Annotated in this window: 19 protein-coding genes; 9 read left to right on the top strand and 10 right to left on the bottom strand. The window is 70.6% G+C overall.

Going from position 1 to position 23,174, the window contains the following annotated elements; all coding sequences use genetic code 11:
- Window positions 1-51: 51 nt before the first annotated feature.
- From OM076_RS18920 to OM076_RS18910, 3 genes are read right to left on the bottom strand one after another with little or no spacing between them, the layout of a single operon-like run.
- Complete coding sequence (locus OM076_RS18920; protein WP_270041610.1) at window positions 52-2,949, bottom strand: CHASE2 domain-containing protein; 2,898 nt, start codon at window positions 2,947-2,949, stop codon at window positions 52-54.
- On the bottom strand, window positions 2,946-3,341 hold the full coding sequence (locus tag OM076_RS18915; RefSeq protein WP_270041609.1) for a DUF3307 domain-containing protein: 396 nt from the start codon (window positions 3,339-3,341) through the stop codon (window positions 2,946-2,948). Before OM076_RS18915 ends, OM076_RS18920 begins: the two co-directional genes overlap by 4 nt.
- Window positions 3,338-4,744, bottom strand: a complete 1,407-nt coding sequence (locus OM076_RS18910; RefSeq protein ID WP_270041608.1) for a hypothetical protein — start codon at window positions 4,742-4,744, stop codon at window positions 3,338-3,340. The genes OM076_RS18915 and OM076_RS18910 overlap by 4 nt, the downstream gene beginning before the upstream one ends.
- A 105-nt stretch (window positions 4,745-4,849) precedes the next feature.
- Here OM076_RS18910 and OM076_RS46185 point away from each other — a divergent pair, with 105 nt between their 5' ends.
- Both OM076_RS46185 and OM076_RS18900 read left to right on the top strand, forming a co-directional pair.
- Window positions 4,850-5,566: a GNAT family N-acetyltransferase gene (locus OM076_RS46185; protein WP_270041607.1), complete on the top strand. Its 717-nt coding sequence runs from the start codon at window positions 4,850-4,852 to the stop codon at window positions 5,564-5,566.
- The gene (locus tag OM076_RS18900) at window positions 5,563-6,597 is read left to right on the top strand and encodes a fumarylacetoacetate hydrolase family protein (protein WP_270041606.1); all 1,035 of its coding nucleotides are present in this window, start codon (window positions 5,563-5,565) and stop codon (window positions 6,595-6,597) included. Before OM076_RS46185 ends, OM076_RS18900 begins: the two co-directional genes overlap by 4 nt.
- On the opposite strand, the gene OM076_RS18895 is transcribed toward OM076_RS18900, so the two are convergent.
- From OM076_RS18895 to OM076_RS18865, 7 genes are all read right to left on the bottom strand, one after another.
- A complete protein-coding gene (locus OM076_RS18895) occupies window positions 6,594-7,286 on the bottom strand; it encodes a DedA family protein (RefSeq protein WP_270041605.1) in 693 nt (230 codons plus the stop codon). The two genes, OM076_RS18900 and OM076_RS18895, sit on opposite strands and share 4 nt — an antisense overlap.
- 36 nt (window positions 7,287-7,322) lie before the next feature.
- Window positions 7,323-9,929 carry a M1 family aminopeptidase gene (locus OM076_RS18890; RefSeq protein ID WP_270041604.1) on the bottom strand — a complete coding sequence of 869 codons (2,607 nt, stop codon included), beginning with the start codon at window positions 9,927-9,929 and terminating at the stop codon, window positions 7,323-7,325.
- Between the two features lie 78 nt (window positions 9,930-10,007).
- Window positions 10,008-12,701 (bottom strand): M1 family aminopeptidase, encoded by a 2,694-nt coding sequence (locus OM076_RS18885; protein ID WP_270041603.1) that lies wholly within the window; start codon window positions 12,699-12,701, stop codon window positions 10,008-10,010.
- A 138-nt stretch (window positions 12,702-12,839) separates the two neighbouring features.
- Entirely contained in the window at window positions 12,840-15,467 is a 2,628-nt protein-coding gene (locus tag OM076_RS18880; RefSeq protein WP_270041602.1) for a M1 family aminopeptidase, read from the bottom strand.
- 90 nt (window positions 15,468-15,557) lie between these two features.
- Window positions 15,558-16,769 (bottom strand): winged helix-turn-helix domain-containing protein, encoded by a 1,212-nt coding sequence (locus OM076_RS18875; protein WP_270041601.1) that lies wholly within the window; start codon window positions 16,767-16,769, stop codon window positions 15,558-15,560.
- Between the two features lie 12 nt (window positions 16,770-16,781).
- On the bottom strand, window positions 16,782-17,519 hold the full coding sequence (locus OM076_RS18870) for an ABC transporter permease (RefSeq protein ID WP_270041600.1): 738 nt from the start codon (window positions 17,517-17,519) through the stop codon (window positions 16,782-16,784).
- Entirely contained in the window at window positions 17,516-18,436 is a 921-nt protein-coding gene (locus tag OM076_RS18865) for an ATP-binding cassette domain-containing protein (RefSeq protein ID WP_270041599.1), read from the bottom strand. Before OM076_RS18865 ends, OM076_RS18870 begins: the two co-directional genes overlap by 4 nt.
- 29 nt (window positions 18,437-18,465) lie before the next feature.
- Between OM076_RS18865 and OM076_RS18860 the strand changes: the two genes are divergently transcribed.
- The 7 genes from OM076_RS18860 (at window position 18,466) to OM076_RS46180 (ending at window position 22,950) form a co-directional block, all read left to right on the top strand.
- Window positions 18,466-19,089, top strand: a complete 624-nt coding sequence (locus tag OM076_RS18860) for a TetR/AcrR family transcriptional regulator (protein ID WP_270041598.1) — start codon at window positions 18,466-18,468, stop codon at window positions 19,087-19,089.
- 6 nt (window positions 19,090-19,095) lie between these two features.
- On the top strand, window positions 19,096-20,151 hold the full coding sequence (locus OM076_RS18855) for a PfkB family carbohydrate kinase (RefSeq protein ID WP_270041597.1): 1,056 nt from the start codon (window positions 19,096-19,098) through the stop codon (window positions 20,149-20,151).
- Complete coding sequence (locus OM076_RS18850; RefSeq protein ID WP_270041596.1) at window positions 20,148-20,372, top strand: hypothetical protein; 225 nt, start codon at window positions 20,148-20,150, stop codon at window positions 20,370-20,372. The genes OM076_RS18855 and OM076_RS18850 overlap by 4 nt, the downstream gene beginning before the upstream one ends.
- Window position 20,373: 1 nt before the next feature.
- Window positions 20,374-21,207, top strand: a complete 834-nt coding sequence (locus OM076_RS18845; protein WP_270041595.1) for a metallophosphoesterase — start codon at window positions 20,374-20,376, stop codon at window positions 21,205-21,207.
- 23 nt (window positions 21,208-21,230) lie between these two features.
- The gene (locus OM076_RS18840; RefSeq protein WP_270041594.1) at window positions 21,231-21,653 is read left to right on the top strand and encodes an SRPBCC domain-containing protein; all 423 of its coding nucleotides are present in this window, start codon (window positions 21,231-21,233) and stop codon (window positions 21,651-21,653) included.
- The gene (locus tag OM076_RS18835; RefSeq protein ID WP_270041593.1) at window positions 21,650-21,958 is read left to right on the top strand and encodes an ArsR/SmtB family transcription factor; all 309 of its coding nucleotides are present in this window, start codon (window positions 21,650-21,652) and stop codon (window positions 21,956-21,958) included. Before OM076_RS18840 ends, OM076_RS18835 begins: the two co-directional genes overlap by 4 nt.
- A gap of 68 nt (window positions 21,959-22,026) precedes the next feature.
- Window positions 22,027-22,950 carry a DUF559 domain-containing protein gene (locus OM076_RS46180; RefSeq protein WP_270041592.1) on the top strand — a complete coding sequence of 308 codons (924 nt, stop codon included), beginning with the start codon at window positions 22,027-22,029 and terminating at the stop codon, window positions 22,948-22,950.
- Window positions 22,951-23,174: the final 224 nt, after the last annotated feature.

Raw genomic sequence — 23,174 nt, 5'->3', positions numbered from 1 at the left:
CGCTGTGGAGGTCAACGAGACGTTCGTCGAGATGCCTGCACACCTCGACCTTCAGGCCTCGATCGTGGCCTCCGGAGCGGGCTGCTCGCCGGGCGCGGGCGGCGCGTCCTTCAGTGACCACAGCAGGACCTTGGCCTTCCGGCCACGCACCTCGGCCTCCCCCACGGCGACGAGGTCGTCGGCGGGCCGCGTGAGCGTCTGCTTGGTGGTGTCTGAGATGTAGAGCTGGTGCGGCGTGCCCTTGGTCATCCCCTCCAGGCGCGCCGCGGTGTTCGTCGTATCGCCCAGCGCCGTGTACTCGAGGCGACGCTCGGAGCCGACGTTGCCGGACATCACGGGCCCGCTGTTGAGGCCGATGCCCATCTTGAAGCCGTCGTGCAACGACTGCTCGCGCAGCCAGCCGTTGAACCCGTCCATCCGGCTGAGCATGTCGCGGGCGGCCTCCAGCGCGCGATCGGCGTGGTCCTCCTGCTTCAGCGGTGCACCGAAGACGGCCATGATGCCGTCGCCCATGTAGGCCACCAGCGTGCCGCCGTGGTCGAGGATCGCCTCGCTCATCTCGGTCAGATAGCGATTGAGCGACTCGATCACCCGCTCCGGCTCGAGCGTCTCCGAGAAGCTCGTGAACCCGCGCAGGTCGCTGAACATGACCGTCGCCTCGCCGCGCACGCCGCCGAGCCGCACGCCGTCGGCGTCGGCGAGCACCTGGTCGACGACGGCCTCGGGGACGAACCGCGCGAACGCGTCGCGCGCTTGCTCGCGCTCGAACGCGACGGTCACGCCGTGAATCGCCCCGGTGAAGAGGATTCCCGCCAGCGACGCGAGGATCGGATAGACGACGGTCACGATCGTGCCGTTCTGGAACGCGATCTGGGCACCGACGATGAACGCGGCGAGCACCACCACCCCGCCGCCGATCGCCAGCAGCATGCGCAGCCGCAGGGCCGCGATCGGCGCCGTCGCGCCAAGGACGAACAGCAGCAGGAGGTTCAGCCAGGTGCTCGAGGACCGCAGCGGGAAGCCGTCGAGGACGGTCTGGATCGCGTTGGCCTGGATCTCGGCGCCGGGCATAAGCGCGTCACCCGAGGTGGCGGTGCGGTGATAGTCCTGCAGCGAGGTGGCAATCGAGCCGACGACCACGATCTTCCCTTTGAACGTGTCGGGCGGCAACTTCTCGTTGATGACGTCGCTGAAGCTGTAGGTCCGCACCGTGCGCCCGCCGCCGGCGAAGTCGATCCAGGCGCTGCTGCCGGAGGGCGGCGTGACCCGCTTGCCGCGCGCGACCTGGACCGCGGCCAGCGGGAACGTCTGCAGCCCCTCGATGTCGAAGCGCATCCGCCGCAGGCGCCCGTCGGCGTCGGCGGCGTAGTTGGTGGTTGCGGGCGTGCCGCGGCTGTACTTCAGGCCCTCGGACCCGCCGAAGATCCCTGTCGTGCCGCCCGCGCCGACCTCGGTCGTCGAGAGCACGACGTTGCCCGCGCCGCGCACGGCCTCGATCAGCTTGTTGTCGGACTCCTCGTTCTCGCTCGGCTCCGTGAACTGCACGTCGTACGCGATCACCTTCGCGCCCGCCTTCTTGAGCTCCCGGATCGCCTTGGCGTGGTACTTGCGATCGAACGGCCACTGCTGCTCGAGGTCGCCGAACGTCTTGTCGTCGAAGCCGACCAGGACGACGTCGGGCGGCGGGCCGGTGCTGCCGCGGACGCTGAAGCGGGTGTCGACGGTGGACAGCTCGACGCGCTGGAGGGCGTGCGTCGCCTCCAGCACGACCGAGACGGTCACGACGGAGATCGCCGCGCTGACCAGCAGCAGCGTGCGCAGGCGGTGTGTGCGGGCGTTGGAGCCGCGAGCGGGGCTGAGGCGGTCGAGGAAGCCGTCGAGCCACGCCGGACGGCTCGCGTGCACGACGACGGCGGCGCCGACCATCCCGACGACGAGGGCGACCATCGGCGGGACGATCGCCAGGACCGTCCCGGTGCCGAACGCCAACTGGGCCACGACGAGGTACAGGCCGCCCACCGCCAGGCCCAGCGGAACGCCGATGAACGGCCCGAACCGCAGTGCGAGCGCCAGCGGCGCGCACGCGAGCAGCACGATGGCGAGCCAGGTGACCCAGGCCGGGGCGGTGCGGAGCGGGAAGTCGTGCAGCGCGCTGGTGATCGCCGCGGCCTGGACCTCCGGTCCCGGCATCGCCTTGTCCACCGGCGTGACGTGGGTGTCGCCGTTCTCGCGCGCGACCGAGCCGGTGAGGCCGATGACGGCGACCTTGCCACGAACGGCGTCGGCCTTGAACTTGCCCGACTCGACGTCGGCGAGGCTGACCTCCGGAACGCTCCCGGAGGGCCCGGGATAGTCCACCAGCGCCTGGGTGCCGCCGGGAGTGCCGGCCGGTCGCCCGAGCTTCGCGCGCGCCGCGGCCATCGCCGCGGTCTGCAGGCCTTCGACCTCGTACGCGACATGACGTAGCGCGCCGTCCTTGTCGGCGCGGAAGTTCGAGCTCGCCGGGATCGCGCGGGAGTCCTTGAGCTCCGGCCCGCCGCCGAAGATGCTCGTGGTGCCGTCACTGGCGACCTCGGTGGTCGTCATGACGACCGGTGACTTGGACTGGCGGACGGCGTCGATCAGGGCGCTGTCGGCCTTCTTGTCGTCGCCGGGCTCGGTGATCTGGACGTCCAGCACGACGACCTTCGCTCCCGCCCGGCTGAGCTGCTCGATGCCCCGCGCGTAGTGCGAGCGACTGATCGGCCACGTCTCGTTGCCGACGGTCCGCTTGTCGATCCCGACCAGGACGACGTCGTCCGGGACCCGGTCGCCGCGGATGCTGAAGCGGGCGTCGACCGTCGAGCGCTCGAGGCCGCTCCAGACGTGGCCGGCCTTCGCCAGCGCTCCGGCGCCGATGGCGACGATCGCCGCCGCCAACACCATGAGCATCCGGCGCCGGTGCTTCATGCCGTGCCCAGCAGGAGGGCGACGAGGAACAGCGAGAGCACGTGGAACGTCTGGTCGACCGACGCGGCGAGCCCGAGATTGAGTCCTTCAACCCCCTTCACACGGGCAAGGTAGAGCGCGACGAGGCGCCCGTCGTCGATGATCAGGTGCGGGACGAAGACGAGGACGGCGGCCACGATCGCCCACACGGCATCAAGCTCGGACCCGATCCAGATGAAGGCGGGCAGGAACGCGAGCGTGTAGGTCGTCACGTGGGAGACGAGCGCCCGGCGCGAGACCCCGCCGGCCGTCAGCCCGCCGCGCTTGTTGAGCGCCTGCCAGTCGGTCTGGAACAGGTAATCCCCCACCATATGGGCGACGAGGAAGCCTGCGAAGACGGAGACCCAGCTCACTTCTTGCGCGCGAGGTACTGCTTACCGGCTCGGACGATCACGTTCTTCTTGCGCTTGACGTCGCGCACGAGGACGGAGCCCTGTTTGACCTGGGTGAGCGTCCCATCGCAGCGATCGATGACGACCCACTTCGTCCCGCGCACCGTGGCGGAGCTGTATTGGCCCTTGGTGCGGAACGTGCCCTTGCCGTCGCCCCACAGCCGCTTCGTCTTCGGCTTGGCCGCCGAGACCTTCGCCTTCTTGCCCTTCGGGCAGCTGAGTTTCGGCCCCGCCAGCGCGAGTTCGGTGACCGGCTTGGAACCCTTGGTCTGGCCGATCTTGAAGATCCCGCTGTAGAACCACGCGCTCTGCGTGCCGCCGGCGGCGTCGGAGGTCGACTCGAGTGCGATCCGGCCCTTGGTGGTGTCGATCAGGCTGCCGACCGGGATCTGGACCGGGCCGGTGAGCGGGATGCACTTCTTGCTCTTCGGAGGCGTGTAACAGACCGTGCCGCGCAGGAGCTTGATGTTGACGGACTTGCCGGTCACGGGCGGCGGTAGGACGCCGTCGGGGCCGGCGTGGATGACGCCGAGCTCGTCCGCGACGGGGGTCGGCGGAGGCGGGACGATCGTCCCGGGCGGGGCGGCGGCGGCCAGCAGCCAGCGCACGTCGATGCCGCGGGTCTCGCCCGGGGCGAGGTTGTCGAGCTGCCAGGTGGCGCCGACACCGTTGTCGGGCGCCGTGGAGTCGACCGTGCCGTTGAGCCCGTCGCCCGCGAAGTTGTCGAACACCTGCTCGAAGTCGCTCTCCTGGTAGCCGCTCCAGGGCGTGACCTCCTGGAGGCCGTAGACGAGCCCGCTCGCCTCGTCGCGCCCGCCCACGAAGAGCGGCGTGCCCGGCGCGATGACCCCGGTGCCGCTGTCGTTGTTGCCCACGTAGAGGTCGGCGAGCGCGCCCACCCGCAGCGACGTCGGCGCGGCAGAGACGTTCGTGATCCCGTAGTGGACGTTGATCTGGGTCGTGCCGTCGGTGTAGACGTGGTCCTCGCTGACGCGCAGGTTCGGCCCGATCAGGTAGGCGGTGTGCAGCGTGCGGGTTCCCGCGCCGTTGTCGACGATGGTCAGGGGTTCGGCGGGGACGCGGCCCGGCGCGGTCGAGAAGCCGTCCTGGAGCGGATAGACGGAGTCGCCCTCCTTGATCTCCAACCCGGCGTGTCCCGGGTTCGCCGCGGGGTCATAAAACAGCCCGGCGGCGACGCCGTCGACGCGGACCTGGATCGCGCCGAGGCCGTCCGCGAAGACATGTAGCGGCGTGCCGTCCATCATCAGGCCGCCCTGAGCCTGGGCGCCCGTGGGCGTCGCGAGCAGGGCGAGACCCGCAAGAGCGGCCGCCAATCGAACCTGGATGCCGCCTCGTGTGCGCAAACCACCGCGATGGTCTTGCAGTCGGTGTGTCCCTGTCAAGTCGCCCTGGACGCGTGGACGGGGTCGCCGAACGGCGCTTCGCGTGCGGGTGGGCATCATGTTCGCGTGCGTTGCTACGTCGAGCCGAGCCCCGCGGGCGGATACTTCGTGCGCCTGCGCGGCGAGGCCGCGCCGCTGTCGCGCCATGACACCGAGGAGGAGGCGGAGGCCGCCGCCGCGGCCTACCAGCGCGGTCTCGAGCGCCGCGACGTCGGCGAGTACGTGGTGCTCAGGGACGGCGCCGAGGTGATCGTGCGAGCCGTCCGGCCGGAGGACAAGCCGCTCTTCGTCGCCGGCTGGTCGCACCTCTCCGACGCGTCGGTCTACCGGCGCTTCCTGGCCTCGCGGCCGGGGCTGACGGTGGACGAGCTCGCGTTCTTCACCGAGATCGACCACGTCGACCATGAGGCGATCGGCGCGATGGACACGGCGTCGGGCGAAGGCGTCGGCGTGGCGCGCTACGTGCGTGAGCTCGAGCGCCCGCACGTCGCCGAGGCCGCGGTCACGGTCGTCGACGCCTGGCAGCACCGCGGGCTCGGAAGCAAGTTGCTGCGGCGCCTCACCGCCCGCGCCACCGAGAACCGCATCAAGGTCTTCACGGCCTCGCTGCTGGCGTCCAATGACGCGATGCTGACGCTCTTCGACCGCCTCGGGGCCGTCAGCGTCACCCGCCGGGACGGCCCGACGCTGGAGATCGACGTCGAGCTGCCGGTCGAGCTGCCGACGCTCGAGCACACGCTGCGCGAGGCCGCGGCCGGACGCGTCAGGGGGCGCCACGCATGAGCGGCTTCGGCCTCGACAACCTCCCGTACGGGGTCGTGGACGGGCGCTGCGTCGTGCGTTTCGGTGACCAGGTCCTGCCGCTCGCGCGCCTCGACCCGGTCTTCGACGCACCGACGCTGAACCCGTTCCTCGCGGCGGGGCGCCCCAAGTGGGAGGCGGTACGCGAGCGGATCGTCGGGCTGCTGGAGGCGGGCGTCGCGGACCTCGAACCGCTCACCACCGCGCCGCAGATGCCGATCGCGATCGGCGACTACGTCGACTTCTACTCGTCGATCGAGCACGCGACGAACATCGGCCGCATGTTCCGCCCCGAGGAACCGCTGCTGCCCAACTACCGGCACCTGCCGATCGGCTACCACGGCCGCGCGGGCTCGATCGTGGTCTCGGGCACGCCGATCGTCCGCCCCCACGGCCAGCGGCCGGACTTCGGCCCGACGCAGAAGCTCGACGTCGAGGTCGAGCTCGGCTTCGTGACCGGCGCGGGCAAGCCGCTGGGCGCACCGATCGCCACCCACGAGGTCCGCGACCACGTCTTCGGGTTCGTGCTGGTCAACGACTGGAGCGCCCGCGACCTCCAGCGCTGGGAGTACCAGCCGCTCGGCCCGTTCCTCGCGAAGTCGTTCGCGACCTCGATCTCGCCGTGGATCGTCCCGCTCGGCGCGCTGGAGCCGTACCTGGTCCAAGCCCGCGAGCAGGACCCGGAGCCGTTGCCCTACCTGCGTACGACGGGGAACTGGGCCCTCGACCTGGAATTGCAGCTGGCTGTCAACGACGAGGTCGTCAGTCAAATGAACGCCCGGGGGCTGTACTGGACGTTCCCCCAGCAGCTCGCTCATGCGACCGTCAACGGCGCGGCGGTGCGTGCCGGCGACCTGTTCGCGAGCGGCACCATCTCCGGCGCCACGCCGGGCAGCGAGGGGTCATTGATCGAACTTGCCCGCCCGTTCCTCGCCGACGGGGACACCGTGGCGATCACCGGGTCGGCGGGTAGCGTCTCCTTCGGCGAGGTGCGCGGGACGATCGTCGGCTAAACGGCCGGGCGCCGGCGGGCGACGAGCCACTGCCGGAAGACCACGACCGCGATCAGCGCGATCGTCACGTACAGCGCGTAGCGCGAGACGCCCTTGGCGACGTCCACCGCCCGCTGGCCGATCGCGTAGCCGAGGCCCACGCACAGCGCGACCCACAGCAGCGACCCGATCAGGTCCAGGAGCAGGAAGGTGCGCAGCCGCATCCGCGTCCATCCGGCGGCGGCGTAGATGAGGATGTTGGGGACCGGCTGGAAGTAGGCGATCACGATCGCCAGCCAGCCGAAGCGGTGGATGATCTTCTCCAGGCGCGCGATGCGGACCGCGGCCTTGGGGTGGTTGCCCACGAAGAGCTCGATCGCGTTGCGGCCCCAGCGCCGCCCGGCCCACCAGTAGATCCAGTCGAAGAGCATCAGGCCGGGGATCGCGGCGAGGACCGCGACGACCAGCGACGCGTCGCCGATCCGGGCCTTGGCGCCCATCGTGATCATCCCCGACATCGAGCCCTTGAGCAGCTCGAGCCAGACGGGATGGTCGGCGACCAGCGCGGGTGTCAGCGGGATCAGGATCAGCAGGTAGAGCCCGCTGAGCGTGATCGCGCCCATGATGAAGAGGTCGGGCCGTTCGGGCTTTCCCTCTCCCCAGGGCAGCTGCGCCGAATTTCGCGGCGCGGCGGCCCCGTCCTCACTCATATCCCGCGAGAGTAGAGGACGGGGCCTAAAGCGCAGCTACGGAGTGGTTGTCGACAGCGTGAACGTCAGCGTCTTGCTGTACGCACCGGTGCGTAGGGCGTCGGTCGCGCCGATGTGCTGCTTGAAGTTGATGCTCACCGACTCGTTGGCCGTCGGCCCGGTCCAGGCCGACTTCGAGAAGGACACCTCCAGCGGCGAGGGCAGCGCGAACGTGCCGTTCATCAGGTGTCCCGGATCGGAGGACGTCAGCGCCGCGTCGCCCGCCGAGGAGATCACGTTCGCCGTCGTGGACGCCGTGTAGTCCTTGGCGACGCCCGGCGTGAACGGGCCGAACGTCGCCGGAGCGCCGATCGTCAGCGACAGCGTCGCCGGAACGCTCCCACCGGCCGGAGCCGTCACGTCCGTGCCGTAGTCCGAGCAGCCGCCGCTTACGTCATAGAACCCGCCGCCGGCCAGGCCCGGACCCGTGATCGACGGCCGGTTGCCGGCCGCCGGGGTGCCGCTGTACGCCGTGTCCCACCACTGCTTGAAGAACGCGTCGAGCTTGTTCGCGCAGCCGATCGACTGGTTCGGCATGTACTTGTGGAACACGGCGATCAGCTGCGCCTCGGAGACCGAGCCGCCGCCGAAGTCGTGCTGGATCTGCTTGCTCGCGGCGTTGAAGTTGTCCTTGCCCATGATCGCCCGCAGCGCCAGGTAGGACGCGCCCGGGCGGGCGTAGGTGTTCGACTGGCCGAACAGGTTGCCCGAGGTCGGATTCGAGGGCGCCACGGTCCAGTAACTGGTGCTGGTCGTGTTGTACTGCGCGTTGAAGCGGGTGACGAGCGTCGCCTCGAACGCCGTGTTGTACGCGGCGCTGCCCACCGGGCCCGCGGCCAGACCGGCCGTGTTGCCCGCGAAGTAGTGCTCCGCCGTCGTCGCGTAGCCCTCCTTGAAGAACGTGAACCGGTGCTCGGAGTAGGAGACGTTGTCGCCCCACCACTGGTGCATGTTCTCGTGGCTGAACGTGCTCGCGTTGTTGCCGATGGAGCCGCCGACGAAGACGATCTTCGTCTGCATCTCCTCCTCGAAGCTCGCGCTCGGCAGCGCGATCAGGATGCCGTTGGCGTTGAACGGGAACGGCCCGTTGAACTGCTCCTGGAAGTGGGTGATGTCCTCCTGCTGGTCCATGATCACCTTGTTGGACGCCTTGCGGGTGTCGGTGATGTTGGCCGCTTGGGCCTCGTAGTAGAGGACGTCGCCGGAGGTCGCCACGCGCTCGGCGAGGCTGAAGTGGCCGACGCTGTTCTCGACCAGGTAGGCCGCGATCGGCTCGGCCGACTTCCAGTAGAAGGTCCGTGAGCCGCCGGTCGGGTAGTTGGCGTCGGGCGGGTTGACGGTCGTCGAGACCAGGCGGCCGTTGCCGATGAACACGCGGTTCTGGTCGGCGGTCAGCGTCGGGTCGTAGTTGACCGTCGAGTGGATGTCGTAGGTCGGCTTGCTCGCGGTGTAGTCGTTGAGCGGCATCCAGGTCATCGAGCCCAGCGGCTCCGACGTGACCATCGCGCCGTCGCCGGCCGGGCTGTTGTTGCGGAACCAGCCCTCGGCGGAGCCGGAGCCCTGCGGGCGGATTCCGGGGCGGCCGGTGTAGTTGACCGTGACCTTGAAGTCGGTGCCGCTCGGGATCGGCGCGCTCGGTGTGATCACGAGCTTGGTCGCCGGGCACTGGACGCCCTGCGCGGCGGCGCCCGTGCCGGTCGGCGCGCACGCCGGCGGGTTCGGGTTGGTGGCGCTGACCGGGTTGGTCAGGGCGGCGACGTGAGCGAGCGGGTCGGGATCGTCCTGCCCGTTGGGATCGCCCGGGTAGGTGGGCTGGACGAACTTGAACGTCGCCGGCTGCCCGTTGACCGTGATCGAGTCGACGGTCATGTCCGGGCCCGGGGTCGTCGTGCTCGTGACCGAGTTCTTGCGGTCGAAGTCTAGGCTGAAGTCGCTCAGGCACTGCGTCGAGCGTTGCAGCAGGTCGACGTGGTTGCCCGGCAGGAAGAGGTTCGTGTTGGCGTCGTAGACGGTGAAGATGTCGGTGTGCAGGCTCAGGTAGCCGCCGTTGCCCACCTCCGGGTACACACGCGTGCCCGGCTTGGACAGGGTGTGCGCGCCGGAGCTGCAGACCGGCGCCTGCGCCGCGTGCGCGGTGGCCTTGGCCTTCAGGAACGGCTTCATCGCCTCCGGCCCGCGGACCGGGATGCCGCCGCCGATCAGCACGTCCTTGCGCGCGGTGGCGCAGCCGAGCTTGCCCGCGTCCGCCACGCCCAGCGGGGTGCAGGCGGAGAGGTAGTAGTTGCCCTTGTGCAGACCCGCCGGCAGCTTGACCCGCACACGGCGCGTGGCGGAGCTGTCGGCGTCGACGCGGGCCGTGGCGGTGCCGACCACGAGCGCCTTCATCCCGCCGCGCATCAGGCGCACGGTGACCTTCGCGACGCGGGCCCGGGCGGTCTCGTTGACGACCATGGCCGAGAGCGTGCCCGCTCTCGCGCCCGCCTTGAGCGAGCTCACCGCCGAGACCGACACCGTGGGTGCGGCCACCGCCGAGGCGGCGGTGACACCGAGCATTCCGACCGTGATCAACGACGCGCTCATGGCGCGCACCCGGCGATCTCGCATGGTCCTAGCCCCTCTCTCATCCCCTCGAGACGAAAACGCCCCGGCCGCGGAGTCCGCGACCGGGGCGAGGTGCTGCGCTTACGGCGTGGTGGTGCTCAGCGTGAAGGTGAGCGTCTTGCTGTAGGTACCGGTGCGGAGGGCATCGTTGGCGGCGATGTCCTGCGCCAGGTTGACCGTCACGGTGTCATTGGCGGTCGGGCCGCTGTAGGTCAGCAGCGTCAGCGGCGAGCCCGAGACGGCGCCACCGGCGCCGGCCGTGCCCGCCGCGCTCGTGGCGGTGGCCTTCAGGGCCGCCGGCAGCGAGAACGTTCCGTTGACGAGGTGACCCGGGGCGGTCGAGCTCGGGTCCGTGACCGACACCGCCGCGTCGCCCGCGGAGGAGATGACGTTGGCCGTCGTCGACGCCGTGTACGTCTTCGCGATGCCCGGGGAGAACGGGGCGAACGTCGCCGGAACGCCGAGCGTCAGCGACAGCGTCGCCGGGACCGTGCCACCCGCCGGGAGGTTGGCCGTCGTGATCTCCGGGCAGCTGGCGTCATAGAAGCCGCCACCGGCCAGGCCCGGGCCCGTGAGCTGCGGGCGGTTGCCCGCCGCCGGCGAGCCCGTGTACGACGTGAACCACCACTGCTGGAAGAACTGGTCCAGCTTGGCGGAGCAGGCGGCCGACTGGTTCGGCATGTACTTGTGGAAGACCGCGATCTCGTCCTGCGGCACGACCGAGCCGTAGCGGTACGTCGTCTGCAGCTCCGTGCTGGCCTTGCGGAAGTTGTCCGGGCCGAGGATGGCGCGCAGCGCGATGTAGGACATGCCCGGGCGGCTGTAGGTGTTCGCGTTGGAGAACAGGTTGCCCGAGGTGGGGTTCGCCGGGGCGACGCCCCAGAACGACGTGCTGGTGGTGAGGTACTTGCCGGTGCCGTTGAAGCGGCTCACGATCGAGGCCTCGAACGCGGCCTTGTACGCGTCCGAGCCCGCCGGGCCGGCGGCCAGGCCGGCGAGGTTGGCGATGTGGAGGTACTCCGACATGTCGGCGTAGCCCTCCTTGAAGAACGTGTACTTCGGCTGCGCGTAGGAGACCGCGTCGCCCCACCACTGGTGCATGTTCTCGTGCGCGAAGGTCTGCGCGGTGATCGAGCCGCCGACGAAGACGATCTTCGTCTGCATCTCCTCCTCGAAGGAGGCTGAGGGCGTCGCGACGATGATGCCGTTCGCGTTGAACTGGAACGGGCCGTTGACCTGCTGCTCCTGGAAGTGCGTGATGTCTTCCTGCTGGTCCATGATGGCCTTGTTGCTCAGCTTCTTGGCCGCGGCGATGTTCGAGCTCTGGAACTCGTAGTAGAGGACGTCGCCGGCGGTCGCCGTGCGCTCGCTCTCGTCGAAGTGGCCGACGCTGTTCTCGACCAGGTAGGACGCGACCGGCTCGGCCGAGTGCCAGTTGAACGTGCGCGAGCCGCCCGACGGGAAGTTCGCGTCCGGCGGGTTGATGACCTTCGAGACGAGGCGGCCGTTGGCGATCGCCACGCGGTTGGGGTCGACGCCACCGACGACCAGCGCCGGGTCGTAGTTGATCGTGGTGTGGATGTCGTAGGTCGGCTTGACGGACGCCTGGTTGTTGAGCGGCATCCAGGCCATCGTGCCGGACGGCTCGCTGGTGACCATGGCGCCTTCACCCGCGGGGCTGTTGTTCTTGAACCAGCCCTCGTTGCCGAGCGACGGGTTCGAGCGGATGCCGGGCTGGCCCGTGTAGTTGATGACGACCTTGAACGTCGTGCCGGCCGGGATCGGCTGGGCGGGCGTGATCACGAGCTTGGTGTCACCGCACGCCGCGCCCTGCGAGGACGCGTTGTTGTTGATCGGGGCGCAGGCCGGCGGGTTCGGGTTGGTGGCCGAGACCGGATTGGTGTTGGAGGCCTGGTGCGCGAGCGGGTCCGGATCGTCGAGCCCGTTGGGATCGCCGGCGTAGGTCGGCTGCTTGTGGGCGAACGTCGCAGGAACGCCGTCGATCGTGATCGAGGAGATCGTCATGTCCGGGCCGGGCGTGGTCGCCGTGCTGGAGATGTTGTTCTTGCGGTCGAAGTCGAGGCTGAACTCCGACAGGCACTGCGTCGACTGCTGCGTGAGCTCGACGTGGTTGCCGGGCAGGAACTTGTCCGTGACCGCGTCGTAGACCGTGAAGACGTCGGTGTGCAACGACTTGTAGCCGCCGTTGCCGAGCTCCGGCCAGACGCGGTTGCCCGGCTCGGAGAGCGTGCGAGCACCGGGGGTGCAGGCGGGCGCCTGCGACGCGTGGGCCTTGCCGGACGCGGCGACCGTCCCGTTCTGCACGTCGAACGCGCGCGTGGCGAGCTTGCCCTGCAACGGGTCGCCGCCCTTGATCTTGAGGTCGGCGGCGCTGGTGGCGCAGCCGAGCGCGCCCTTGTCGGCTCCGCCCTGCGGCGTGCAGGCGGCGACGTAGTACGTGCCCTTCTTCAGGCTCGCCGGCACCTTCACGTTGACGAGGAAGCTCTTGGCGCTGTGCGCGGCGACCGCGACCGACGTCTTGCCGATCAGCGCGCCGCCGGTGCCGCGGCGCATCACGCGCACGCTGACGGCGGCGTTGGTGGCGCTGTCGGACTCATTCGTGACCAGACCGGTCAGGTTGCCGGCCTTGGCTCCGGCGGGAAGTGAGCTCAGCGAGGTGACCCCCACGCCTGCTGCCTGCGCGGCCGGTGCTAGAGCGAGCACCGCCAGCGCAACCAAAGACGCGCCTCCGGCGCGCCTTGAACGTCGATCCATGTCTTACACCCCTCTTGTGCGGACGCGACTGGCACGTCCTAGACCCTGTGCAGGCTCCCACCCTCCCAAGCCGGGGAACGAAGCGCAATGACAAACGCCCGGGTGTGGAGCGAAATCCACACCCGGGCGAAGGGTCCCTTACGGGGTCGTGGTGCTGAGCGTGAAGGTCAGCGTCTTGCTGTACGACCCGGTGCGCAGGGCGTCGCCGGCGGCGATGTCCTGCGCGAGGTTGAGCGCGACCGCGTCATTGGCGACCGGGCCGGAGTACGTGAGCAGCGTCAGCGGCGAGCCGGAGACGGCGCCCGCCCCAGCCGAAGCGCCGAGCGGGCTGGAGGCCGAGGCCTTCAGCGCCGCCGGCAGCGAGAACGCGCCGTTGACGAGGTGACCCGGAGCGGTCGTGCTCGGATCGGAGATCGACAGCGCCGCATCGCCCGCGGAGGAGATGACGTTGGCGGTGGTGCCGGCCGTGTACGTCTTGCCGACGCCCGGCGTGAAGAAGCCGAACGTCGCCGGAGTGCCGAGCGTCAGCGACAGGGTCGCCGGCACCGTGCCGCCGACCGGCTGCACGCCGTACTCGCCGCACCCGCCGCTGGCGTCGTAGAAGCCGCGGCCGGCCAGGCCCGGGCCCGTGATCTGCGGCTTGTTGCCCGCCGCCGGCGAGCCGACGTAGGCCGTGTCCCACCACTGCTTGAAGAAGTCGTCGAGCTTGGCGGAGCACTCGGCCGACTTGTTCGGCATCCACTTGTGGTAGATCGCGATCTGCTGCGGCTGCGTGATCGACTTGCCGCCGTACATCGTCTGGATCTCCTGGCCGGCCTTGTTGAAGTTGTCCTTGCCGAGGATCTGACGCAGCGCGATGTAGGCACGGCCCGACCGCGTGTAGGTCTGGCTGCCGAACAGGTTCGCGTTCGTCGGGTCCGACGGCGCGACGTTCCAGTTGCTCGCGCTGGTGCTGTTGTAGGTCGAGTTGAAGCGGGTGATCAGGCTGTTGTCGAACGCCGCGTCACCGGCCGGCGTGCCTTGTCCGCCTGCGGCGTTGGCCGCGGTGCGCGCGGCAGCGTAGCCCTCGGACAGGTCGGCCATGCCCTCCTTGAAGAAGGTCCGCTCGTACTTGTCCTCGGAGACGTTGTCGCCCCACCACTGGTGCATGTTCTCGTGGTTGAGCGTCCCGAGGCTGATCCGGCCGCCCTGGAACGTGATCTTGGTCTGCATCTCCTCGGCGAAGCTGACCGTGGGCAGGCCGATGATGACGCCGTCCGCGTTGAACGGGAACGGCCCGTTGAACTGCGTCTGGAAGTTCATGATGTCTTCCTGCATGTTCATCGTCGCCAGGTTGGTGACCTTGGTGGCGGCGGCGATGCCGGAGGCCTGGAAGTGGGAGAAGAGGACGCCGCTGGGCGCCAGGTACTCGTCCCGGTCGTAGTTGCCGACGCTGTTCTCGACGAGGTAGTTGGCGATCGGCTCCGACGACTTCCACTGCCAGGTGCGCGAGCCGCCGGGGAAGTTCGCGTCCGGGGCGTTGTTGGTGAAGCCGACCGGGCGGCCGTTGGAGATCGCGGTGCGGCCGGTGCCGGTCGCCGCGTCCCAGTTGGTCGTCGTCGAGAAGTCGTACGTCGGCTTGACCGTCGGGTGGTTGTTGATCGGCATCCAGGCCATCGTCCCGACGGGCTCGGTGGTCACGAAGCCGCCGTCGCCGGCCGGGCTGTTGTTGCGGAACCAGCCCTCGGTGGCACCGTCACCGTCGGCGAGCACGCCGGGACGGCCCGTGTAGTTGACGGTGACCTTGAAGTCGCTGCCTGCCGGGATCGGCGCCGACGGCGTGATGACGAGCTTGGTCGCGGGGCACTGCAGGCCCTGGAGCGCCGCGCTCGTGCCCGTCGGCGCGCAGGCCGGCGGGTTCGGGTTGGTCGCCGAGACCGGGTTGGAGTTCGACGCCGCGTGCGCCAGCGGATTGGGATCGTCCTGGCCGTTCGGGTCGCCGGGGTAGGTCGGCTGCTTGAACGTGAAGGTCGCCGGCTGACCGTTGATCGTGACCGACTGCACGGTCAGGTCCGGGCCCGGCACCGTCGTGCTGGTGACCGTGTTGGAACGTTCGAAGTCGAGGCTGAAGTCCGACAGGCACTGCGTCGCGCGCTGCGTCAGGTCGACGTGCGTGCCCGGCAGGAAGAGGTTCGACGGCGCGTCATAGACGAGGTTGACGTCGGTGTGGACGCTCGTGTAGCCCGTGTTGCCCGTCTCCGGGTACAGCTTGGAGCCGGCCGGCTGCAGCGAGTGCCCGCCCGAGGTGCAGACCGGAGCCTGCGCGGCCTTGGCACGCGTCGGAGCCGCGGGCTGGGCGCCGGGAACCGGGATGCCGCCCTTGATCAGCACGTCCTGCTCCGCCGTCGCGCAGCCGAGCGCACCGACGCCCGTGCCCTTGGGGGTGCACGCGGACAGGTAGTAGTTGCCCTTGGTCAGGCCTGACGGCAGCTTGACGGCGACGGTGTAGGCCGCGGAGCCGTGCGCCCCGACGTTTACCGTCGTGGCGCCGATGACCGGCGCCTTCGTGCCGCGGCGCATGGCCCGGATCGAGACCTTCGCGGTGGTGGAGCGCGAGGAGTCGTTGACGACCGTGCCGGTCAGCGTGCCGGCCTTCGCGCCCGCTTGGAGCGAGCTCACCGCCGATACGGAGACACCGCCTGCCGCAAGCGCCGGCGAGGCACCAAGCCCCGCCAAAGCCAGCGTGACCAGTGACACGCCGACGGCGCGCACTCTTCCAACATCCATGTCTAACCCCTCTTCATGTGGGCACGTGGCCCGAGACCCAGTGGCCCGGAAAGAGATCATCGGTCGGATGAGATAACGATGAATTCGCGCCTACGCGGCGAGCGTTGCTAGCCATTCGGGCGGGGCCTTGACGACCTCGATCCCTGTCGCTCCGCGCCAGGCGGCCAGGCGCTCCAACTCTCGTCGAATCGCCTGCGGGAGGCGCTTCCCGCGCGGCGTTCGCGGCTCCTTATGGACCTCGATCGCCTGCAGCACGCCGCGCTTGCGATCCATCGCGAGGTCGATCCGGGCGACCAGGCGGTCGCCGTCGAGCACGGGGAGGACGAAGTAGCCCCAGCGGCGCTTGGGTTTGGGGACGTAGATCTCGAGCCGGTGGGTGAAGCCGAAGAGGGCTTCGGTGCGCGCGCGGTCGCAGAGCAGGTTGTCGAACGGGCTCAGCAGCGCGGTCCGCGGCTTGAAGTCCGCCGACTCGAGCGTCTCCAGATCCTCGCTGTGAATCCACCAGTCGTCGCCGAGGCCGTCGACCTCGATGCGTGTGAGCGTGCCCTCGCTCTCCAGCCGCGCGAGCACCCTTGCGAGGTGCGGGTAGCGATTGCGGGTGAAGTGGGCGCGGATGTGCGGGATCCGGCCGGCGCCGAGCGCCTTGATCGCGTACGGGGCCGCGCGGTACGTCACTTCCTCGTCGCTCAGCTCCTCGCGCGGGGCGGCCGGGGCGAGACAGCGCGCCATCAGGTCCCAGACGCGCTGCGCGCCCTCGCGGCGGCTGATCCCGACGTGCCCGCGCACCCACATCAGGTCGAGCATGCGGGCGACGTTGCGCGCGTGCGTCCAGCCGGTGGACTCCCACCCGACCTGCGCCCGGTCCTCGATGTCGCGGGCGCGCAGCGGCCCTTCCTGTTCGAGGCGCTCCACGATGTGCGTGCGGAAGTCGGCCTCGGTGTCCCACCACCGGTTCTGCTTGGCCCGCCAGGCGCCGCCCTCGGGCGCCTTCATCGCGTAGCGGTGGATCGGGAGGTCGTCGCTGAGCACGTAGCTGGCCTCGTGCGCCCAGTACTCGAAGAGGTCGCGCCGCTGGTAGGCGATCTGTTCGAACGTGGCCTCGTCGAACGCGCCGTGGCGGGAGAAGAGCACCAGCAGGTGGTTGCGGGCGACGATCGCGGTCGGGTCCAGCTGCAGGCAGCGGAGCGCTTTGACCGTCTCGAGCAGGTCGTCCGCGGTGGCCTGCTTGCGAGGGGCCGGCCCGTCGAGCCGCTGGTTGCGGATCGCGAGCCGGCGGATAGCGGCTGGGTCGACCTTGTGCACCGCGTGAGGGTATTACCGGCGGGCGAAGAGGTACGCCGCACCGAGCCGGCCGACGGCGATCCCGGCGACGCACCACGCGATGGCCACGATCGCCTCGTTGCCGACGGGCAGGTCGAACATCAGCTCGCGCAGCGTGTCGGCGACCGGCGTGACCGGCTGGTGCTCGGCGATCCACTGCAGGCCGGCGGGCATCGTGTCGGCCGGGACGAACGCGCTGGAGAGGTAGGGCGCGAACGCGGCGACGAACGTGATCGCGTTGGCGGCTTCGACGCTGCGGGCGATCAGGCCGAAGCACGCGGCCAGCCACGAGATCGCGGTCATCAGCGCGAGCAGCAGGCCGGCGGCCGCGAGCCAGTTGAGCGGGTCCGCGACCGGGCGGAAGCCGGCGATCAGCGCGACGCCGAGCACGAGCAATGTCGAGGCGACGTTGCGGATCACGCTCGCGGTGACATGCCCGGTCAGCACGGCCGCGGCGGAGATCGGCAGCGTCCGGAAGCGATCGACGACGCCGGTGGTCATGTCCAGCGCGACGGCGACGGCCGTGCCGGCCGAGCCGAAGCCCGCGCACAGCACGATGATCCCGGGCACGACGTAGTCCACGTAGCGCCCGCCTGTATCGATCGCCCCGCCGAAGACGTAGACGAACATCAGCATGATCGCGACCGGGAGCATGATCGCGGTCACCAGCGCGTCGATGCTCCGGACGCTGTGGCGCAGGCTGCGCTGGATGAAGGTGACTTGATCGGTCATGCGCGTGCTCCGGTCGAGGTCGAGTCGGTCAGGGCCAGGAAGACTTCGTCGAGCGTCGGGCGGTGGACTTCGAGGCGCTGTGCGTGCAGGCCGTTGGTCGCGAGCGTGTCGAGGGCGCGGTGCACGTCCTCGGCACCGGCCGCGGGGACGCGCAGGCTCTCGTCGGTGACGTGGCCGTCGAGGATTTGTCGCGCGGCCTCGAGGGTCTCGCCGTCGGCGAAGAAGAGCTCGAGCGTCTCCTCCCCCACGCGCGCCTTGAGCTCGTGTGCGGTGCCGAGCGCGGCGATCCGGCCGTGGTCGACGACCGCGATCCGGTCGGCCAGGCGGTCGGCCTCGTCGAGGTACTGGGTGGTCAAGAGGATCGTGGCGCCGTCACTCGCGAGCGCCTGCACCGCCTCCCACACCGCGAGGCGGCTGCGCGGGTCCAGCCCGGTGCTCGGCTCGTCGAGGAAGATCACCTCGGGGCGGCTCACGAGGCTCATCGCGAGGTCCAGCCGTCTCCGCATCCCGCCGCTGTAGGTTGCGACGCGGCGGTCGGCGGCGTCGCTGAGATCGAAGCGCTCGAGCAACTCGCGGGTGCGCATCGTGCCGTTGGGGACCTTGCGCAGGCGGGCCATCATCCGCAGGTTCTCCGCGCCCGTGAGGACGCCGTCCACGGCCGCCTCCTGCGCGGTGAGGCTGATGGCCCTGCGCACGGCGATGCGGTCCTTGACGACGTCGTGGCCGGCGACGCGCGCCGCGCCCGTGTCGGGGGCGAGCAGGGTGCTGAGGATGCGGACCGTCGTGGTCTTGCCGGCGCCATTGGGGCCGAGCAGGGCGAACACCTCGCCGGCCTCGATCTGGAGGTCGAGCCCTTCGAGCACGCGCGTGCTCCCGAACGCCTTGGTGAGGCCCTGCGCCTCGATTGTGTATGGCATACACAATGTGTACCACATACACTTGCCGCATGCCAAGAGGTTTGTCGGTGGAGTTGGTGGTGCAGTCGGCGATCGAGCTCGCGGACGAGTCCGGCCTGAGCGCGGTGACGATGGCCGCGGTCGCGAAGCGCTGCGGGTTCACGACGATGTCGCTCTATCGCCACGTGGCGAGCAAGGACGAGCTGGTGCGGCGGATGCTCGACGTCGCGCTGGGGACCGCACCGGCGCTCGTCTCTTCGGACTGGCGCGCGGGGCTCGACCAGTGGTCGCGCGCGATGCTCGCGATCCTCGACGAGCACCCCTGGGGGATCGACGTTCCGATCACCGGCATGCTCGGCACCCACGCGCAGCTGTCCTGGCTGGACCGCGGGTTGGAGGCGATGGCCGGGACGACGCTGGACGACGGCTCGAAGGCGGAGATCGTCCTGCTGCTCAACGGCTACGTGTTCTGGGCCGCGCGGCTGCGCTTCCAAGTCCCGGAGGAAGGGCCCGACGTCATCCCGCCCGACTTCGACATGGCGGCGTACCCGTCGCTCGCCCGTGCTGTGTCCGGCGGGATCTTCGAGGACGGCACGACCCCGGAGGACGACTTCGTGTTCGGGCTCGAGCGGGTGCTCGACGGCGTCGAGGCGCTGATCAGCCGCGTAGGCTGATCATCCGTGCCTTCGCCTCGTGTGGTCGTCGTGGGGTCGATCAACGTCGACCTCGTCGTCGCGGTTTCGCGGCTGCCAGTCGCCGGCGAGACGGTGGCGGGGGGAGTCTTCGGGCGCTACGGCGGCGGGAAGTCGGCCAACCAGGCCGTCGCGGCCGCGCGCCTTGGGGCCCTGGTGTCCTTCGTGGGCGCGGTGGGGTCGGACGAGATGGGCGCCGAGGCCGTCGCCGAGCTCGCGAGCGAGGGCATCGACGTGTCCTGCGTCGCGCGGGTGGGTGCGCCGACGGGCGTCGCCCTGATCGTGGTCGACGCGTCGGGCGAGAACCAGATCGCGGTCGCCTCCGGCGCCAACGCAGCCCTCGACCCCGCCCACGTGACCACCGCCCTCAAGACGCTTCTCGCGCCGGCGGCCACGCTCTCCACTTCGGCGGCCGCTTCGCCCGCGCCGGGGCTCTCGACGGCCTCGCCGTCCGCCGCCGCGGTGTCCCCGTCCGCCGCCGCGGTGTCCCCGTCCGCCGCCGCGGTGTCGCCGCCCGCCCCCGCGGCCTCGCCGTCTGCGTCGCCTCCGGCCGGCGTCGTCCTCCTCGGCCACGAGGTGTCGGAGGCGGTCGTCTCCGCCGCCGCCGGCGCCGCCGCGGACGCCGGCTGGCCGGTCGTGCTCAATCCGGCACCCGCGCGCGAGCTCCCCGACGTCGCGATCGCGGTGCTCACGCCGAACGCATCCGAGGCGGCCGAGCTGACGGGCCGCGACGACCCGTCGGACGCCGCCCGCGCACTCGCCTCGAAGTCCGGCGCGGCGGTGCTCATCACCCTCGGCGGCGAGGGCGCGTTGTTGTTCGAACCCGGCGGCGAACCGCTGCGCCTTCCGGCATCGAAGGTCGACGTCGTGGACACGACCGGCGCCGGCGACACCGTCAACGGCGCCCTCGCCGCCGAGCTCGCCGCGGGCCGCCCACTGCCCGACGCGGCGACGTTCGCCCTGCGCGCGGCCGCGCTCTCCACCACCGCCGAGGGCGCCCGCGGCGGCATGCCGACCCGGGCCGCGGTCGAGGCCACCACGTGACCACCCTCGCCACGCCCACGATGACCCGCGTCGTCTCGTTGCCGCCCGCCGCCACTTCGCCGCCCACGACCACGGCGCGTCCCGCCGCCGCCGCTTCGCCACCCGCCACCACGCCGCGTCCCGCCGCCGCCACTTCGCCACCCACCACCGCGTCGCCGCCCGCCGCCGCCACTTCGCCACCCGCCACCGCGTCGCCGCCCCACTCGCGCGGCACTGCCTGACGTGCCGCGCCTCTCCGCCTCATTCGCCGCGGCCGGGGTCGTCGCCGGGCTCGCGGCGTACGCCGGGTGGGTCGAGCCGCGGCGGCTCGTCGTCCGTGAGCTCGAGCTCGCGCTTCCCCACTGGCCGGCGCGGCTCGACGGGCTTCGGGCGGGCGTGATGTCGGACCTGCACGCGGGGGTTCCGCATGCGGGGCTCGACGCGATCGGACGTGCCGTCGACGCGCTCAACGCCCGCGAGCCCGACGTGCACCTCCTGCTCGGCGACTATCTCGACGCGAGCCAGAAGTGGCGTCGGGATCTGGCGCCTGAGCAGGTCGCGGAGGCGCTCGCGCGGCTGCGCTCACCGCTGGGCACGATCGCGGTGATCGGCAACCATGACTGGCGCAACTCGGGTGATCGGATGTGGCGCGCGCTGAGCGCGGTCGGGATCACGGTGCTCGAGGACCGCGCGGTCGAGCTGCACGCACCGGGTGGGCCGTTCTGGGTCGCCGGGCTGGCGGATCTCCGGCATCGCCGGCCGGACATCGGCGGCGCGCTGCGCGACGTCCCGGCCGACGCGCCGACGCTGATGCTCTCGCACGACCCCGATCTGTTCCCGGGTGTGCCGAACCGGGTCTCGCTGACGCTCGCGGGCCACATGCACGGCGGGCAGATCGCGATCCCGCTCCTGCGCCGCCCGATGCTCCCGTCCTACTACGGCGAACGGTACGCGCGTGGGCACATCGTCGAGCACGGGCGCCACCTGCTCGTGACCAGCGGAATCGGGACCTCCGGGCTGCCGATCCGCTTCCTCGCACCGCCCGAGGTCTACCTGTTGACCTTGCGTAACCCGTGAGTTACGTGTAACCTGCGGGTGACATGAACGATTCCATCGAACGCACCATCCTCATCGCCGCGCCGATCGAGCGCGTGTGGGACATCGTCACGACGCCGGAGCACATCGGTCGCTGGTTCGGCGACGCCGGCGCCGAGCGCGAGGGAGACGTCATCAAGATGCGCTGGGAGGAGCACGGCGAGGCTGAGCTGCGCGTCGTGCGCAGCGACGCGCCGACCGACTTCGCCTACCGCTGGGACGCGAACGTCGCCGGCATCGGTGACACGCTCGTCGAATTCACGCTCTCCACCGAGGGCGATCGCACCCGCGTGACCGTCGTCGAATCCGGCTGGACCAAGCTGCGCACCAGCGCGGAGGAGCAGACCCGCCTGCGCGAGGGCAACGTCGGCGGGTGGGAGCACGAGATGGCCGACTTGGAGCGCTACGCGCACAACGTGGCGGTGTGACCGAGGACGTCTTCACCGCACTTGCGGACCCGACCCGCCGGCGGGTCCTGGACCTGCTGGCGGAGCACGGGCACGGCACGGCGACATCGCTCGCCGCCGAACTGCCCGTGAGCCGCCCGGCAGTGATCAAGCACCTCGCGGTGCTGGACCGCGCGGGCCTCGTCGCCGCGCGGCGTCATGGCCGCGAGGTGCGCTACGTCGTGTGCTCCGCGCCGCTGCAGGAAACCGCGGCGTGGATGGCGCGCCTCGCGGCGTCGTGGGACGAGCGGTTGGAGACGATTCGCGCCCTCGCCGAAGAATCGTGACGCTTTCGGCACAGAGAATTCACGTTTGCGTGTAGATCCGTAACGCGCTCCCGTTCAGGGTTCGGGGGGTGAGTACGGAAAGTCCGGTCAGACCGGAACAGGAGTACGGACCCCCTGTCGATATCGCCCTCGCGGCCCTCGCCGGCGGGCAGCACGGGCTTGTGACCAAGGCGCAGATCGTCGCCGCGGGTCTGAGCACGAGCGCGCTGAGCGATCGGGTGAAGCCCGGCGTCCTGCACCGCCACCATCGCGGCGTGTACTCGGTCGGGCATGCCGCGCTCTCTCGCGAGGGTGAGATGTTCGCGGCGGTCCTCGCCGCGAGGGACGGAGCCGCGCTCGGCCACGACTCCGTCGCCGAATTGTTCGAGTTGCAGCGAGGACCCTCGCCCGAGATTCACGTCGTCGTGCCGAAGCGGCGCACCGTGCCGGGCGTCCGGGTGCACCGCGCCACCCTCCACCCACTCGACCTCATCGTCTACCGCGGCATCCCGATGACGAACGTCGCGCGCACGCTCGTCGACCTTTCCGAGACCTGGACCGCGGACGAGCTCACGTACGCGATCGGGGAGGCGGCGTTCCACAATCGCTTCAGCCTCGACGCCACCCGCCGAGCGATGGACCGAGCCAACGGCCGCCATCGCCTGCACGTGCTCGAGGAGGCGATCGCCGAGTACCTCGACGGCAGCAAGGGGTCGAAGAGCCGCAAGGAATCCGCGTTTCTGAAGCTGCTCAAGGCCGCCGGGATCGCGAGACCGCGGGTCAACGTGGTCATCGAGGGCGAGGAGGCCGACGCGCACTGGCCGGACCGCCGGCTGATCGTCGAGGTCGACGGCGCCGGGCACCGAAGACCGAACGTCAAACGCAAAGACGCCCGCCGCGACCGCCTCCTCACCGCCGCGGGCTGGCGCGTCGTGCACATCGACGCCGACGAGATCGTGCTGGAGCCGGACTCCGTCCTCGCGACGCTCGCCCACGCGGGACTGGCGCCGTGAACCGCGCACCGCCGCGCCCGGAACGAGCCGCGTCATGGCGCACCGCGCCTCGCCGGGTCGGGGCGGGCCGCTCTGCGCCCGGCCTGGCCCAGGGTGCCACACCGCGCCGCGCCGGGACGAGCCGCGCCGGGACAAAGCCGCGCCGCGCCGGGATGAGCCGCGCCGGGACGAGCCGCGCCGCCGGGACGAGCCGCGCCGCGCCCCCGCGGCCCTCAGGTGCGGCC

It is taken from the genome of Solirubrobacter ginsenosidimutans, assembly GCF_027587205.1.
The sequence above is the reverse complement of the archived record's forward strand: the minus strand, read 5'-3'. Positions and strand labels throughout refer to the sequence as shown.

Bases quoted from the DNA above. Each gene is read 5' to 3' on its own strand.
- OM076_RS18920 (WP_270041610.1), bottom strand. From the start codon at position 2,949: ATGAAGCACCGGCGCCGGATGCTCATGGTGTTGGCGGCGGCGATCGTC.
- OM076_RS18900 (WP_270041606.1), top strand. From the start codon at position 5,563: ATGAGCGGCTTCGGCCTCGACAACCTCCCGTACGGGGTCGTGGACGGG.
- OM076_RS18895 (WP_270041605.1), bottom strand. From the start codon at position 7,286: ATGAGTGAGGACGGGGCCGCCGCGCCGCGAAATTCGGCGCAGCTGCCC.
- OM076_RS18890 (WP_270041604.1), bottom strand. From the start codon at position 9,929: ATGCGAGATCGCCGGGTGCGCGCCATGAGCGCGTCGTTGATCACGGTC.
- OM076_RS18885 (WP_270041603.1), bottom strand. From the start codon at position 12,701: ATGGATCGACGTTCAAGGCGCGCCGGAGGCGCGTCTTTGGTTGCGCTG.
- OM076_RS18880 (WP_270041602.1), bottom strand. From the start codon at position 15,467: ATGGATGTTGGAAGAGTGCGCGCCGTCGGCGTGTCACTGGTCACGCTG.
- OM076_RS18870 (WP_270041600.1), bottom strand. From the start codon at position 17,519: ATGACCGATCAAGTCACCTTCATCCAGCGCAGCCTGCGCCACAGCGTC.
- OM076_RS18865 (WP_270041599.1), bottom strand. From the start codon at position 18,436: ATGCCATACACAATCGAGGCGCAGGGCCTCACCAAGGCGTTCGGGAGC.
- OM076_RS18860 (WP_270041598.1), top strand. From the start codon at position 18,466: ATGCCAAGAGGTTTGTCGGTGGAGTTGGTGGTGCAGTCGGCGATCGAG.
- OM076_RS18840 (WP_270041594.1), top strand. From the start codon at position 21,231: ATGAACGATTCCATCGAACGCACCATCCTCATCGCCGCGCCGATCGAG.